We start from the raw sequence: 14,972 nt of genomic DNA, 5'->3' as shown, positions 1-14,972 counted from the left end.
TGCGGCGGAGAAGGCCCGGGAGAGCGCGCAGGAGATGGGCACCGAGGCGACCTTCTTCGACCCCTTCGCCGACGATGACGATGAGCCCGAGATCGACCTCGCCGACCTCATGGCCGCCCCGGCACCCGCTACACCGGACACCACGGGCGAGGACACCACAGGCGAGGATTCCGCCGAGACATCGGCCACCCCCTTCGACCCCTTCACCGATGACGGGACGGACGGGGACGACGGGACGGACGGGACGGCGGGCACGTCACCGGACCACGGGGACGCCGGCGAACGCAGCCGCAGGGAGGCCCTGTCCACCTTCCGGCAGCGTCGCGGCACCTCACGGGCCGGGGCGGACGTCGCCGGAGGCATGGTCCGGCTCCCTTTCCTGCCGCCGACCGACCCCCTCACCGCGGTGATCGACCCCGCCGACGAGGTCGCCGGGGGCACTGAACCGCCGACGCTGGACCCCGGGGACATCGTCGCCGGCCAGTACGAGGTCATCGGCACCATCGCCCACGGTGGCATGGGCTGGATCTACCTGGCCCTCGACCACAACGTGTCCGACCGCTGGGTCGTGCTCAAGGGCATGATGGCCACGGTCACAAGGCAGGAGAAGGCCGTCGCGGAGTCCGAGCGGGCCTTCCTCGCCGACATCACCCACCCGGGGATCGTGAAGATCTTCAACTTCATCGACGATCCCCGCAGTCCCGGCGGATTCATCGTCATGGAGTACGTCGGCGGACCGTCACTGCGTGACCGGCGTCGGCTGCAGCCGGACAACACCCTCGACGTCGACATCGCCATCGGCTACATCCTGTCGGTCCTGCCCGCGCTGGAGTACCTGCACTCCCGCGGCGTGGTCTACAACGACCTCAAACCGGACAACATCATCGTCACCGAGGACCAGGTCAAGCTCATCGACCTCGGTGCGGTGACCGGTATCGGCGCCTACGGACACATCTTCGGGACGAAGGGATTCCAGGCGCCCGAGATGGCCCGCACCGGACCGACCGTCGCCAGCGACATCTACACGGTCGGACGCACCCTGGCGAGCCTGGTGGTGAAGCTCCCGGTCACCGACAGCGTGTACGACCCCGGTCTCCCCTCCCCCGACGACGAGCCGATGTTCCGGCGATACCTGTCGCTCTACCGGCTGCTGCTGCGCGCCACCGACGAGAATCCGGCCGACCGGTTCTCCTCGGTGCGTAGTCTGCGTGACCAGCTCGTCGGCGTCCTGCGGGAGGTGCTGGCCATCCGGGACGGCCGCCAGTTCCCGCACTCCGCCACCCGCTTCACCGCGCAACGCTCCACCTTCGGCACCAACCACCAGCTGTTCCGCACCGACCAGCTGCTCGACGGGATCAGGCGCTCGGTGGAGATCACCGCTCCAGAGGTCGTCGCCGCTCTGCCGATCCCGCTGACCGACCCGAATGACCCGGGTGCCGCGCTGCTCTCCGCCGCGAGCCTCACCGAACCGGGCGAGATCCTCGACACCCTGAGCACAGCCATGGACCAGCCCGGGTTCGAGCATTCCCGCGAGATCCCGCTGACGATGGTGCGCGCCCAACTTGACCTGGGGATGACCGCGGAGGCCGAGGCCCGGCTGCGGGACATGGACACCACACTTCACCGCGACTGGCGTCACCAGTGGTTGTCCGGGGTGTGCGCCCTGCTCACCGGCGAGTTCGTCGCCGCCCAGCGGTACTTCAACACGGTGCTGAACATCCTGCCCGGCGAGCCGGCGCCGAAGCTGGCGTTGGCCGCGACCGACGAGCTGCTGCTGCAGGAGCAGGGGGTCAACGCCATCGGGTTGCTCGACGCCGGCATACGCCGTTCCGCCATGGCGCTGACCTACCAGCAGGGTCTGAACCTCGACGAGGAGGCGGTGGTTCCGGGATGGACGCATCTCACCCAGGACCCGGTGGCGCTGCGGTTCCACGCCCTGCGGCTCTACGGCCTGGTGTGGTCGACGAACCCGACGACGGTGTCCTCGGCCTTCGGCATGGCCCGGCAGTTGCAGGCGGAGGGCATGGTGGACCCGGCGGTGGCGACGCTCGACAAGGTGCCCGCGAACTCCCGGCACCACGAGATCGCCCGGATGACGACGGTGCTGATGTTCATCACCGACCGGCAGGATCTCAGTGAGTCCCGGATCCGCCGGGCCGGACGCCGCCTCGATCTGCTGCCCACGACCGAACCCCGGATCCCCCAGTTGCGGATCGCGGTACTGTCCGCGGCACTCGACTGGTTGCGTGACCGGGCGGACGCCGGGGAACCTGTCCAGGTGGGGCCGGGTCAGCTCTTCGACGTCGACTTCTCCGAACGGGGGCTTCGTGCCGGGTTGGAACGCGGCCTGCGGGAGCTCGCCCGGCAGTCGCCGTTCGCACGGCACCGGTTCAGGCTGGTGGACATGGCGAACCGGATCCGGCCCCGCACCTGGTTCTGAGCTGCGGCCGTTCCGCCGGACACCCGGTGGATCAGTTGCCGATCAGTTGCCCACGTCCGCGAGCGCGGCGGCGGCACGCGCGATGGCCAGCTCCTCGTTGGTCGGTACGACAAGCACCTTGACCGCGGAATCGTCGGTGGAGATCACGCGGGCCCCCTTGACCCCCGCCTCGTTGTTGTTCCTGGCGTCATCGATGACGATGCCGAAGTTCTCGAGGCCGGCCATGGTGTCGCGGCGGATGCCGACGTGGTTCTCTCCGACACCGGCGGTGAAGGTGATGGCGTCGAGGCGTCCCAGCTCCAGCATGTAGGAGCCGACGTACTGGCGGACCCGGTGGACGTAGATGTCGTAGGCCTCCTGGGCGTCCGCCTCCCCCTCGTTCATGAGTTCCTGCAGCAGGCGGAAGTCGTTGACACCGCACAGACCCTTGAGACCGGAGCGACGGTTGAACAGGGTGTCGATCTCGTCGATGCTCATCTTCGCCTCGCGGACGAGATGGAAGATCACCGAGGGGTCGATGTCACCGGTACGGGTACCCATGACCAGACCCGCCAGCGGGGTGAGACCCATGGAGGTGTCGATGGCCTTGCCGCCCCTGATCGCCGTCGCCGATGCACCGTTGCCGAGGTGCAGCGTGATCTGGTTGACGTCCGCCGGGTCCTTGCCGATGATGTCGGGCACCAGTCCGGAGACGTACTTGTGGCTCGTGCCGTGCGCCCCGTACCGGCGGATGTGGTACTGGTCGGCAATGTCACGGTTGAGGGCGTAGCGGGACGCGGACTCCGGCAGCGAATGGAAGAACGCGGTGTCGAACACCGCGACATGGGGCACGTCCGGGAGCAGTGCCCGGGCATTCTCGATCCCGTCGAGGTGGGCCGGGTTGTGCAGCGGGGCCAGGGGGATCAGGGAGCCGATCTGTTCGGCGACCCGGTCGTCGATGATCACCGGCTCGTTGAAGATGTACCCGCCCTGCACCACGCGGTGGCCGACGGCGTGGACGTCGAGGTCCTGCGGTCCGACACCCAGCAGGGACATCATGCCGAAGGCGCGTTCCAGACCGACCGAGTGGCTGAGGATGGGGCGCCGGTCCTCGATGGTGTTGTTCTCGGTGACGATCCGGATGTGGCCGCGGGACTCACCGATCTGCTCGACGAGTCCGGAGAGGAAGGGCTTGTCGGGGTGCTCGGCCTCGAGGTCGAGGACCTGGAACTTGATGGAGGAGGACCCGGAGTTGAGGACCAGAATGTGCTGCGTCATGGTTGTGGGTGACCTTTCGGTTAGTTGCCGGCCTGGATGGCGGTGATCGCGACGGTGTTGACGATGTCCGGGACGGTGGCTCCGCGCGACAGGTCGTTGACGGGCTTGTTGAGGCCCTGGAGGATCGGGCCGACCGCCAGCGCGTCGGCCGTGCGCTGCACTGCCTTGTAGGTGATGTTCCCGCTGTTGAGATCGGGGAAGACGAAGACGGTGGCCTCACCGGCGACCTCCGAGCCCGGCAGCTTCTTCCGGCCCACGGACTCGACGACGGCGGCGTCGAACTGCAGGGGGCCGTCCACGCTGAGTTCCGGTGCGGACTCGCGGGCGATCGTGACGGCCTCGGCGACGGCCTCCACGTCGGCACCGGCTCCGGAGGATCCGGTGGAGTAGGACAGCATGGCGACCTTCGGGTCGATGCCGAACTGGGCGGCGGTCTTCGCCGACACCACGGCGATCTCGGCGAGCTGCGCCGGGGTCGGGTTCGGGTTGACCGCGCAGTCACCGAACGCCCACAGGACGCCGTCCATGACCATGAGGAAAATGGAGGAGACGATGGACGCCTCAGGCACGGTCTTGATGATCTGGAAGCTCGGCTTGATGGTGTGCGCGGTGGTGTGCGCCGCCCCGGAGACCATGCCGTCGGCGAGGCCGAGGTGGATCATCATCGTCGCGTAGTAGCTGATGTCCTTCATGGTCTCGCGGGCCTCGTCGAGGGTGACCCCCTTGGCCCTGCGCAGCTCGGCGAACTCCCCGGCGAACCGCTCGAGGTCGTCTCCCTGGGTCGGGTCGGTCAGCGTGGCGCCGGAGATGTCGAGACCGAGCTCGTGGGCGCGGGCCGCCATGGTGGCGGGGTCACCGAGGATGGTGAGCTCACAGACCTTCTTCTCGAGCAGCTGGTGGGCTGCGGTGAGGATGCGGTCATCATCCCCCTCGGGCAGCACGATGTGCGCGTGGGCGGCCCGGGCCTGGGTGATGAGGTTCCGTTCGAAGACCTCCGGGCCGATGACCGGGGTGGCGGGCTCAGCCTCGTCGACCTCGTCGAGGGCGAGGAACGGGACGGCGGTGCCCTCTGCCTCCAGGGCGGAGGACCCGTGGGTGCCGTCCATCACCGCGATTCCCCGGGGCGCGCGCCCGACCCGCACCAGCTGGCCGGAGACCTGCTGCAGCTGGAGGTGGTCCCGGTCGCCGGCGGCGACGAGGAACTGCGGGACGCCGACGGCCGCGGCCAGGCGGGAGTCGAACATCGGTTCACCGGTACCGATGAGCACGCCGTCCCGGTCACCGAGCGCGACATCGAGTGCCGCACCGAAGTCCGGCGCCGAGGGGCGCAGCGTGTCGAAGATGTCGATGACGTCCCCGACATCGGGGCCGGTGCCGGCGGCGAGACTGCTGATGAGCTCTCCCCTGCGACCTGCGGCGGTGGCGATCGGACTGAGCACGGCGCGGACTGTCACGGAAACTCCTGAGGTTGTCGACTGCTGTGGTGTGGTCTACTTTGACGTTACTATTGTGCACGGAAGCACAGTCGGTGACCAACGCCACAGTTCCGGGCGGGCCCCCACCCCCTCTAACCTGTGGCGGAAGCACCGGGAACGGGGGCACCCGCGTTGTCCACAGGCGCGGTCCACCCCGCTTCCGGCGGCTCCTGTGACCGTCCGTGACCGTCCGTGGCGAGCGGAGCGTCATCCGGCGGTGCACTGCCGGACCCGACGTGCGACCAGGGGAGCGACGGCGGCAGCCAGGGGCACACCGGTGGTGACTGGTGGCGAGGACCGTGCCGATGACGCATACGACGACAATGCACCGACCGCGGTGTCCCACAGTGTGCCCGGGGAGATGAACAGCGGGGCGACGTGCACCTGCCCGGTGGAACCGCGTACCGCGTCCAGCACAGCGGACGCCCCGGCCCCGGCGGGTCCGGTGGCGGTGACGTGTTCGGCGGTGACGCCGGCCCGCCGACCGATGTCGGCGGCGAGACCCGCGACTGTCCCGTTCGCCCCGGGGACGGAGGACCCCACGGAGTAGAGGACGAGGTGTGCGGTGCCGGACGGGATGCGGGACGCCAGCAACGACGCCACATCCCCGCCGGTGCCGATCCCGTCCGCGAGCGTGAACTCCAGCCCGGTCGCCGCGGTCGCCCCGGACAGGGCGTCCGGCACGTCGTGACGCAGGTGGAAGGCCCGGGTGAACAGCAGCGGCACGACGACCGCCCGCCGGTGTCCCTGCGCTGCGAGCAGATGGGCGACCGTCGTGGGTGTCCTCGCGGAGAAGTCGAGGTGGGAGGGGTGTACCGGGGCTCCGGTGAGGGTGGAGACGGCGTCGGCGACGCGGGCGACGGCAGCGTCCGCACCCGGGTGCCTGGACCCGTGCGCGAGGAGAATCACCGGCGTCACCATGTGCGTACCTGAGCCCGTCCCTAGTCGACCGAGGTGACCAGACCGGCGGTGAGGGTGTCGCCGTCGCCCGGGTTGATCAGCAGGAAAGAACCGACCCGTCCGCCACGACGGTAGGGCTCGACCGGAAGCGTCTCAGCGACGGTGACGCGGACCTCGGCGATGTCGTTGAGTTTCAGCTCGGTGCCGAGTTCGTCCCCGGCCGCGGCGGCGTCCTCGTCGAGGATGTGGACGCGGCGGACGATCTCGTCGACCCGCGCCCGGACGGTGGCGGTGCCGTAGCGCAGCAGGACGTTGCCCCGGACGCGGACCGGGAACTCGGCGAGCTGGAAGACCAGGGCCCGGAAACCGGTGACCGGGGCGGGCGGTGCGTCATCGTCGGTGGCGGTGGCAAGGAGGTCACCACGTGAGATGTCGATGTCGTCAGCCAGGCGCAGAGTGACGGACTCGCCGCGCACGGCCCTGTCCTGCTCCCCACCGGGACCGTCGACGCCGACGACGGTGGTGGTGCGTCCGCCGGCGCCGCCGATGGTGACCTCGTCACCGACGGCGACGGAGCCGGAGGTCAGCCGGCCGGCGTAGCCGCGGTAGTCGGTGGCGTGGTCGCGGATGACGACCTGCACCGGGAAGCGCAGACCGCGTTCGGTGCCGGCGTTGATGCGGGCCGGCTGGGCGGTCTCCAGGATCTCCAGGACGGACGGGCCGTCGTACCAGGGGGTGTTCTCCGAGCGGGTGACGACATTGTCGCCGAGCAGGGCGGACGTCGGCACGATGTCGACTTTCGGCAGGTCCAGGTCAGCTGCCAGGGCCCGCACGTCGGCGGCGATGGAGTCGAAGACCTCCTCGGAGAAATCGACGGCGTCGATCTTGTTCACGGCGACGATGACGTGCGAGGTGCGCATCATCGCGGCGACGGTGAGGTGTCGCTTCGTCTGCTCGATGACGCCGTTGCGGGCGTCGATGAGCACGATGACCAGCTCAGAGGTGGACAGGCCGGTGACGGTGTTGCGGGTGTACTGCACGTGGCCGGGGCAGTCCGCGAGGATGAAGGACCGCTTGTCGGTGGCGAAGTAGCGGTACGCCACGTCGATGGTGATGCCCTGCTCACGCTCGGCGCGCAGGCCGTCGACCAGCAGGGAGAGGTCCGGGTTGGCCAGGCCCTTGGCTGCGGAGACGCGCTGGACGGCCTCGAACTGGTCGGCGAGGATGGACTTGGTGTCGTGCAGCAGGCGTCCGACGAAGGTGGACTTGCCGTCGTCGACGGAGCCGGCGGTGCACAGACGGAGGGTGGGCAGTGCGGAGGTGGTCACGGTCTCGGTCTCCAGTGTTGCGGCGGTCATCAGAAGTAGCCTTCCTTCTTGCGGTCCTCCATGGAGGATTCGGAGAGTTTGTCGTCGGCCCGGGTGGCGCCGCGTTCGGTGGTCGTGGAGGCCTTGATCTCCTCGATGACCTCGTCGACGGTGGCGGCGTCGGAGAGCACGGCACCGGTGCAGGACATGTCACCGACGGTGCGGTAGCGCACGGTCCTCGTCTCGACCGTCTCCCCCTCCTTCGGGCCGCCCCATTCGCCGGCGGTCAGCCACATGCCACCGCGGTTGAAGACCTCACGCCGGTGGGAGTAGTAGATCTCCGGGATCTCGATGTCGCGGGCCTTGATGTAGTCCCAGATGTCCGCCTCGGTCCAGTTGGAGATCGGGAAGACGCGGATGTTCTCGCCGGCCTGGTGGCGGCCGTTGTAGAGGCCCCACAGTTCCGGACGCTGACGACGCGGGTTCCAGCCGCCGAAGGAGTCGCGCACGGAGAAGACACGCTCCTTGGCACGGGCCTTCTCCTCGTCACGGCGGGCACCACCGAGCACGGCATCGTAACCGCGGTTCTGGATCGTCTCGACGAGCGGGACGGTCTGCAGCGGGTTACGGGTGCCGTCCGGACGCTCCTGGACGGCACCGGAGTCGATCCAGTCCTGGACGTGGGCGACGTGGAGGCTGATCCGCGGGTCGGCGGCGATGCGATCACGGAACTCGATGACCTCCGGGAAGTTGTGGCCGGTGTCGACGTGGATGAGCTCGAAGGGCACGGCGGCCGGGGCGAAGGCCCGCTTGGCGAGCTCGAGGACGACGACAGAGTCCTTTCCGGAGGAGAACAACAGGCCCGGCTTGTCGAACTGGCCGGCGACCTCGCGGAGGATCTCGATGGCCTCCGCCTCGAGGCTGGCGAGGTGCGGGCTGAGCTGGTTCTGGGTGGGGGTTGCAGTGGTCACAGGTGGAGTCCGCATTCTGTCTTGGTGGAGCCGGCCCAACGGCCGGAACGGGGGTCTTCGCCGGGAGCGACGGGCAGGGTGCAGGTGGCGCAGCCGATCGATGGGTACCCCTGCTTGGTCAGGGGGTGGATGATCAGGTCGTGTGCGTCGATGTAGTCATCGACATCCTGGTCGGTCCAGGCGGCGATGGGGTTGATCTTGAGGCGGCCGGTGCGGTCGACGTCGAGGATCGGGGTGTCCCTGCGCAGCTCACTGTCGACCCGCTTCACGCCGGAGATCCACGCCTCGTAGGGGTTGAGCATCCGGGCGAGCGGCTCGACCTTGCGCATCCGGCAGCAGGCGGTCGGGTTGGAACGGTAGAGGTTCGCCCCGTACTCGCGGTCCTGGTCCTCGACGGAGAGGACGGGCTCGACGGTCTTCAGCGGCAGGCTGTAGCGCTCATCGACCTCGCGGGCGACGTCGATGGTCTCGTCGAAGTGGTAGCCGGTGTCCAGGAACACGAGCTCGGCATCGTGGACGCGGCCCTGGGCGAGTTCGGCGAGGACCGTGTCCTGCATGGACATGGTCACCGCCACGGTGCCGGTGACGTGCTCGTCGACCCAGTCGAGGATCTCCTCGGCGGTCCTCCCGTCGAGGCGGTCATTCCATTCGTCGACCAGGTCCTGGTGGGCGGCGCTCTGCTCCGCACTGAGGTGTGTGGTGGTGGTGGGGGCACCGTCGGGGCTGACCCCGGGGTCCCTGGGGGGCCGGTCAGAGGCATCTGCGGCGGTGATGCCGCCGAGCCCCACGAGACCGGTCAGCGCCGTGATGCCGACGCCTGCTCCCGTGTTCGTCATGGCTGTTCTTCCCTGCTCTTCTCTGGTGGGGGCGAGTCCGACCGGACAGTCGTCTACAGACCGGTCGGTCTAATGCTGCACCACACTAGACCACTCGGTTCATAAGGAGCAACAGGGATTCCCCGTACCCCTACAGTCACTGTTTGTAGGTACTGGTCACGGTGAATAAAACTCCCAGACAGAGGGGTCTATCCGCTCGTCCGGGTCACCGCCCCCGCGACCACACCGACCACAGCTCGGCGTAGCGTCCACCGGACACCACCAGATCGTCATGGGTGCCGCGCTCCACGATGCGCCCGTCCTCCATGACCAGGATCTCGTCGGCCTGACGGGCCTGGTCCAGCCGGTGCGCCACCGTCAGGGCGGTGCGCCCCTGAGTGAGCCGCCGGGCGGCGTCCTCCAGGGCCTGGGCGCCGGCCGAGCCCGCCTCCGCCGTCGCCTCATCGAGCACGACGACCTTCGGGTCGCGCAACAGCACCCGCGCCAGGGCGAGCTGCTGGGCCACCACCGGATCCGGGACCACACCCCGGCTACCGACCTCGGTGTCCAGACCGTCAGCCAGGCGACCGACCCACCCGTCGGCGCCCACGGCCGCCAGCGCCTCCGTCAGCTCCTCGTCCGAGGCGTCGGGCGCGGCGAGCAGCAGGTCGTCACGCAACGACCCGGAGAACACGTGGACCTCCTGGGACACCAGTGCCAGACGCGTGGCCCGCTCATCATCCGACAGTGCCGTGACCGGTACACCGTCGATCGTCACCGAACCGGCGGTCGGCTCCCGCAGCCCGGCGAGCAGTGTCGCCACCGTGGTCTTGCCGGCACCGGACGCACCCACCAGCGCCACTGCCCTGCCCGGCCCGATCCGGAAGGTGACGTCCGAGACCGCCCAGGCATCCTCCCCGTAGCGGAAGGCGACATCGTCGAGGACGACCTCGCCACGGGCCTCCGGCGCACCGGCGTCCGGCACCGGACGCGGCGGGTCGACGGTCACGCCGATGATCCGGGCCAGCGAGGCGTAGCCGGACTGGGCGGCGTCCAGCACCCGCATGACCTGCTGCAGCGGACCCCGCACCCGGATGATCATCAGCGCGGCACCCGTGACCGCACCGACCCCGAGCACGCCGCCGTCGACGAGGAGGAAACCGAGGACCAGCGCCGAGGCGATCATCACGAACTCGGCGATGAGCATCCGGTTCAGCAGCCGGACCATCACACGGTTCGCACCGACGGCGTTGTGCACCACGGACCGGGACGCGTCGCTGATGCGGTCGTGCATGTCACGCTCCATCCGGAACGCGCGGACGGTGCGACGACCGTGGATCGCCTCGAGCACCCGGCGCGCCCGCAGTCCCATGGACGCCCGCTCGGCGGCGAACAACTGTGGCGCCCTGCGCAGGTAGGCACGGGCGGAGAACCAGTACACCGGGGAGACCAGCACGAGCACGGCGAGGAACCGCCAGTCGACGGTGAGCAGTCCGACGCCGGTCGCGGCGATGGCGAACACCGCCCCGGACAGCACCGGCAGCACCTCCATCACCGCCGAGGAGGTCTGGGCGACATCGTCGGTCGACCGGCTGACCACGTCGCCGGTGCCGGCGTCCTCCACCCGGTGCATCGGCAGGCCCAGGGCTGTGCCGACCATCTCCTCGCGCAGGTTGGCGATGAGCCGCTCGGACAGCCGTGCCAGCAGGAAGTAGCCCGCACCGTCGGTCACGCCGGCTGTGACGGCGGCGGCGGTCATGAGTCCGGCGGTACGCCACAGGTCACCGTCGGTTCCGTCGGTGGCGATGTCGACGATGCGTCCCATCAACCGGGGCACGGAGACGGTGCACCAGGCACCGACACCGAGCAGCACAGCGGCGATCAGCGCCTGCCACCGCGCGCCCGGCACGGCCCGGAGTTGACGGACGATGTCCCGACGGGCCTGCGCCCAGGTCGCCAGGGGGAACGCCTGGAACTGTGCGGTGGTCGGGGTCATGCGTGCACCCCCGCCAGCGCCGCGTCGAGGTCGGCGGCGTCCCACCGGGTGGTGGCGACGACCTGCCAGGCCGGAGCCTCGGAGATCACGAGGACGCGGTGTGCGGAGTGTCCGTGATCCCCCACACCCGCGTAGCGGGCGGCGACCCGTTCGGCGATGTGTTGTTCGGTGACCGAGTCCACCGCCGTCGTCGGGTCGGTGAGCACCAGCAGCTCCGGGTCGGCGGCGATCGCGCGGGCCAGGGCGACCCGTTGACGCTGACCACCGGAGAGGCGGCGTCCCCCTTCCCCCACCGGGCGGTCGGGTCCGCCGGGGATGTCCGCGCAGTCGGCGACCTCCAGCGCCTCGGCGGCGACCGCCGGATCGGGGTGGACATTGTCACGCAGCGGGCCGTCGAAGAGATCGGCGGCGTGTGGCGCGACGATCACCCGGTGACGCGGCATGCGCAGCAGGGTGTCCGTCACCTCCGCGGCGCGGCTGAGGTCGCGGACCACGGTGACACCGGCCGGTACAGCGGCGACCAGCGCGTCCGTCTCCGCCTCCGACGCCTCGTCCGGGGTGGCGTAGGGGACGGTGAGCACGCTGACGACCCGTCGGGCGGACGCGGCGGAGATCGCCACGCGGGTGGCGAAGTTGCGTCCCAGCATCGTCATCGGGTGGCCGACGTACTGGGACAGGCCGACCACCGTGATGAGCTGGCCGACGGTGAGCCCGTCGTGCAGGGCGAGCCAGCCGGCGGCGACACCGACGGCGACGACGTACACCGCGCCGATGGACTGGGTGGTGGCGGTGAGCCGGGCCTCGGCGGCGTTCGCGGCGACCGTGGCGTGGTACGCCTCTTCCGAGTAGCCGCGGTAACGGGCCTTCATCGTGGAGACGACGCCGAGCCCCTTGATGATCCGCAGCCCCTGGACCGCGTCGGTGGCGACCGAGGCGGTGCGTGCCAGTGCCCGCTGGCGGGCTCCGGCCCGGGAACGCAGGGGTCGGGCGGCGCGGACCGAGAGCAGGACCACCGCCGGCGCGCCGAGCAGGACGGCCAGCCCCAGCCGCCAGTCGACGGTGAGGACGACGGCGGCGACGTAGAGGATCGACCCGAGTTCGGCGACCGGGAAGACCGTCATGACGATGATCTCGGCGGCCTTGTTGGCGTCCGTGCTGGCGATGGACAGCAGACCGCCGGCGGTGCGTTCGCCGCCCGCCCCGTCACGGCCGATCCCCCGGGGGTCCTGGATCCGGTCGGTCACGGCGGTGCGGACGTCATGGCTGACCTGCTGGAGGATCATCTCCAGGAAACGACGCCCCAGCCAGACGGAGACGCTGTTGAGGAGGAAGAGCAGCGCGAGGACGCCGAGCCACCGGGAGAGGTGTGCACCGTTTCCGGTGGCGACGGCGTCATCGATGGCGCGGCCGACGACGACGGAGGTGGTGGCGTTGCAGATGAAACCGAGCAGCATCCCGCCGGACGCCAGGAACTGCCGGGGTCGCTGACTGAACGCGACCTTGAGCAGCCACCGGGGATCATCGGGGGCGGGGAGGTGGGACGGCCGAACGCTGAGCAGCCCCGAGGTGAGGGCCCTGCTCTTCTGCTGCTGTTCGCGCTGTTCGTGCTGTTCGTGCTGTTCGTGCTGTTCCACCATGGGGCCCGAGGTTACCGGTTACACACCGCGGGGCAGCTGCCCGTGCAGTTTCACCGAGAACACCCGGCGGCAGTCCCGGCATTCCCAGGCATTGTCCGTCTCCGGGTCCGGCCACAGGTTCTCCGAGGCGCAGTAGGGGCAGTGCATCACGGTGGCTCTCCTGGGGTTGGGGTGGGCGGACTTGCCGCCGATGGCGTCGTTCGCACGGTTCATGCCGCTCACTGCAGCTGCTCCTCGGGTGCGCGGAGCACCCAGTCACGGAACTGCTCGTCGGTGCTGGTCCGGTGTGCCCGGTAGTTCTCCACGACGCGGACGACGTAGTCGTCCAGCTCGGCGGAGGTGACCTTGTGGCCGCGCAGCTTCTTGCCCCAGTCGGGGTGCATCCCCAGTGCGCCGCCGAGGTGCACCTGGAAGCCCTCGACCCGGTTGCCGGCGGCGTCGGTGACGATCTGGCCCTTGAGGCCGATGTCGGCGACCTGGGTGCGGGCGCAGGAGTTCGGGCAGCCGTTGAGGCTGATCTTCAGCGGCACGTCGAGGTCCCCGAGCTTCTCCTCGAGCTGGTCGGCCAGGTCGATCGCCCGCTTCTTGGTGGTGACCAGGGCGAGCTTGCAGAACTCCAGGCCCGTGCAGGAGATGATGTCGCGGCGGAAGCTGGAGGGCTTCGCCGACAAGCCCTCTTCCTCCAGGGCGTCGGTCAGTTCGTCGACGGCGTCGGGCGCCACGTCGAGGAACAGCAGTTCCTTGTCCGGGGTGGTCCGGATGTTGTGCACCCCGTGGGCCTCGGCGAGGTCGGCGAGCCGCTGGAGCTGGTCGCCCTCAGTGTGACCGACGGTGGGTTTGACACCGACATAGAACCTGCCGTCCCGCTGCTCGTGGACACCGACGTGGTCACGGTAGCCGGGCCAGATCTCCGGGGCGGGACCGTCGGTGAGCTTGTGGCCGAGGTAGTCGTCCTCGAGGATGCGGCGGAACTTCTCGATGCCCCAGTCGGCGACGAGGAACTTCAGCCGGGCGCGGTTGCGCAGCTTGCGGTAGCCGTAGTCGCGGAAGATCCGCACGGCACCCACCCACACCTCGGGGACCTCTTCGAGCGACACCCAGGCACCGAGCCGCTGGGAGAGCATCGGGTTGGTGGACAGTCCGCCGCCGACCCAGACGTCGAAGCCGGGGCCTTTCTCCGGGTGCTCGGATCCGATGAAGGCGATGTCCTGGATCTCGTGGGTGACGTCCTGGCGACGGTTGCCGGAGATCGCCGACTTGAACTTGCGGGGCAGGTTGGCGAACTCCTCGCGGATCAGCCAGTTCTCCTTGATCTCACGGATCGCCGGGGTGGCGTCGATGATCTCGTCCTTGGATATGCCGGCGACCGGGGAACCGAGGATGACGCGGGGCACGTCGCCGCAGCCGAAGTAGGTGTCCAGGTTGACGGCGGCGAGGCGGTCCCAGATCTCCGGGACGTCCTCGATGCGGACCCAGTGCAGCTGGATGTTCTGCCGGTCGGTGAAGTCCGCGGTGCCGCGGGCGAAGTCGCTGGAGATGCCGCCGATGACGCGCAGCTGCTGCGGCGTGACCTGACCGCCGTCGAGACGGATGCGCAACATGAAGTAACGGTCCTGCAGTTCAGCGTTCGTCAGGGTTCCGGTCTGCTCACCGTCCATGTCCTGACGACGCTGGGTGTACATGCCGATCCACTTGAAGCGCGGGGCGAGGTCCTCTGCCGGGATCGAGTCGAACCCCTCTTTCGAGTAGATGTTCCGGACGCGGTCAGCGACGGCGAGGCCGGCGTCCTCCTGTTTGATGCGTTCGTCACCGTTGAGCGGGTCATGGCCGTCGATGAGCCACTGGCCCTGCGGCTTCGGGGCCCTGCGGTCGGCTTTCTCCTCGTCGGTGAGGATCTTCGGGGCCGGCGGCGCGGCGTCGATGGCCTGCTCCAGGACCGCGGTGGCCTTCTGGACGGCCTTGGACGCCTTGAGTTCGTCCCAGCGGGCCTTGCGTGCCGCGGCGAAGAGCCCGGAGTTCCCCGGTTCGGCCTCCGCGGCGGCCTCCGCCCTCACCGTGGCACTGGCGAGCCTGTTCTGCTTCTCCTCGGCGGCGGCGAGCGCGGCGCGGGCCTCGGTGACGGCCGGGGCTTCGTGCGGTGCTCGGGGCTCGGCGGGCTCTGTGGGCTCAGTGGG

11 protein-coding genes are annotated in these 14,972 nt (G+C 69.5%); 1 reads left to right on the top strand and 10 read right to left on the bottom strand.

Annotated features, from left to right (window positions below; genetic code table 11):
* Positions 1 to 34 precede the first annotated feature (34 nt).
* On the top strand, positions 35 to 2,440 hold the full coding sequence (locus tag QZV72_RS12965) for a serine/threonine protein kinase (RefSeq protein ID WP_297009010.1): 2,406 nt from the start codon (positions 35 to 37) through the stop codon (positions 2,438 to 2,440).
* A 42-nt stretch (positions 2,441 to 2,482) separates the two neighbouring features.
* Here the strand turns inward: QZV72_RS12965 and QZV72_RS12960 are convergent, their stop codons facing one another.
* The 10 genes from QZV72_RS12960 to QZV72_RS12915 form a co-directional block, all read right to left on the bottom strand.
* Positions 2,483 to 3,697 (bottom strand): acetate kinase, encoded by a 1,215-nt coding sequence (locus QZV72_RS12960; RefSeq protein ID WP_297008995.1) that lies wholly within the window; start codon positions 3,695 to 3,697, stop codon positions 2,483 to 2,485.
* 20 nt (positions 3,698 to 3,717) lie between these two features.
* Positions 3,718 to 5,151, bottom strand: a complete 1,434-nt coding sequence (pta, locus tag QZV72_RS12955; RefSeq protein WP_297008994.1) for a phosphate acetyltransferase — start codon at positions 5,149 to 5,151, stop codon at positions 3,718 to 3,720.
* Between the two features lie 228 nt (positions 5,152 to 5,379).
* Positions 5,380 to 6,081: a sirohydrochlorin chelatase gene (locus QZV72_RS12950; protein ID WP_297008993.1), complete on the bottom strand. Its 702-nt coding sequence runs from the start codon at positions 6,079 to 6,081 to the stop codon at positions 5,380 to 5,382.
* A gap of 32 nt (positions 6,082 to 6,113) precedes the next feature.
* A complete protein-coding gene (locus QZV72_RS12945; protein WP_297008992.1) occupies positions 6,114 to 7,430 on the bottom strand; it encodes a sulfate adenylyltransferase subunit 1 in 1,317 nt (438 codons plus the stop codon).
* Entirely contained in the window at positions 7,430 to 8,365 is a 936-nt protein-coding gene (cysD, locus tag QZV72_RS12940) for a sulfate adenylyltransferase subunit CysD (protein WP_297008991.1), read from the bottom strand. The genes QZV72_RS12945 and cysD overlap by 1 nt, the downstream gene beginning before the upstream one ends.
* Positions 8,347 to 9,186: a phosphoadenylyl-sulfate reductase gene (locus QZV72_RS12935; protein ID WP_297008990.1), complete on the bottom strand. Its 840-nt coding sequence runs from the start codon at positions 9,184 to 9,186 to the stop codon at positions 8,347 to 8,349. The genes cysD and QZV72_RS12935 overlap by 19 nt, the downstream gene beginning before the upstream one ends.
* 205 nt (positions 9,187 to 9,391) lie before the next feature.
* Positions 9,392 to 11,161: an ABC transporter ATP-binding protein gene (locus QZV72_RS12930; RefSeq protein WP_297008989.1), complete on the bottom strand. Its 1,770-nt coding sequence runs from the start codon at positions 11,159 to 11,161 to the stop codon at positions 9,392 to 9,394.
* On the bottom strand, positions 11,158 to 12,798 hold the full coding sequence (locus QZV72_RS12925) for an ABC transporter ATP-binding protein (RefSeq protein ID WP_297008988.1): 1,641 nt from the start codon (positions 12,796 to 12,798) through the stop codon (positions 11,158 to 11,160). Before QZV72_RS12925 ends, QZV72_RS12930 begins: the two co-directional genes overlap by 4 nt.
* Positions 12,799 to 12,816: 18 nt before the next feature.
* Entirely contained in the window at positions 12,817 to 13,011 is a 195-nt protein-coding gene (locus QZV72_RS12920; protein ID WP_297008987.1) for a hypothetical protein, read from the bottom strand.
* 5 nt (positions 13,012 to 13,016) lie between these two features.
* Complete coding sequence (locus tag QZV72_RS12915) at positions 13,017 to 14,693, bottom strand: nitrite/sulfite reductase (RefSeq protein WP_297009009.1); 1,677 nt, start codon at positions 14,691 to 14,693, stop codon at positions 13,017 to 13,019.
* Between the last annotated feature and the right edge of the window lie 279 nt (positions 14,694 to 14,972).

This window comes from uncultured Corynebacterium sp. (assembly GCF_902782855.1).
Taxonomy (GTDB): Bacteria; Actinomycetota; Actinomycetes; order Mycobacteriales; family Mycobacteriaceae; genus Corynebacterium.
This window is presented reverse-complemented; position numbering and strand designations above follow the sequence as displayed.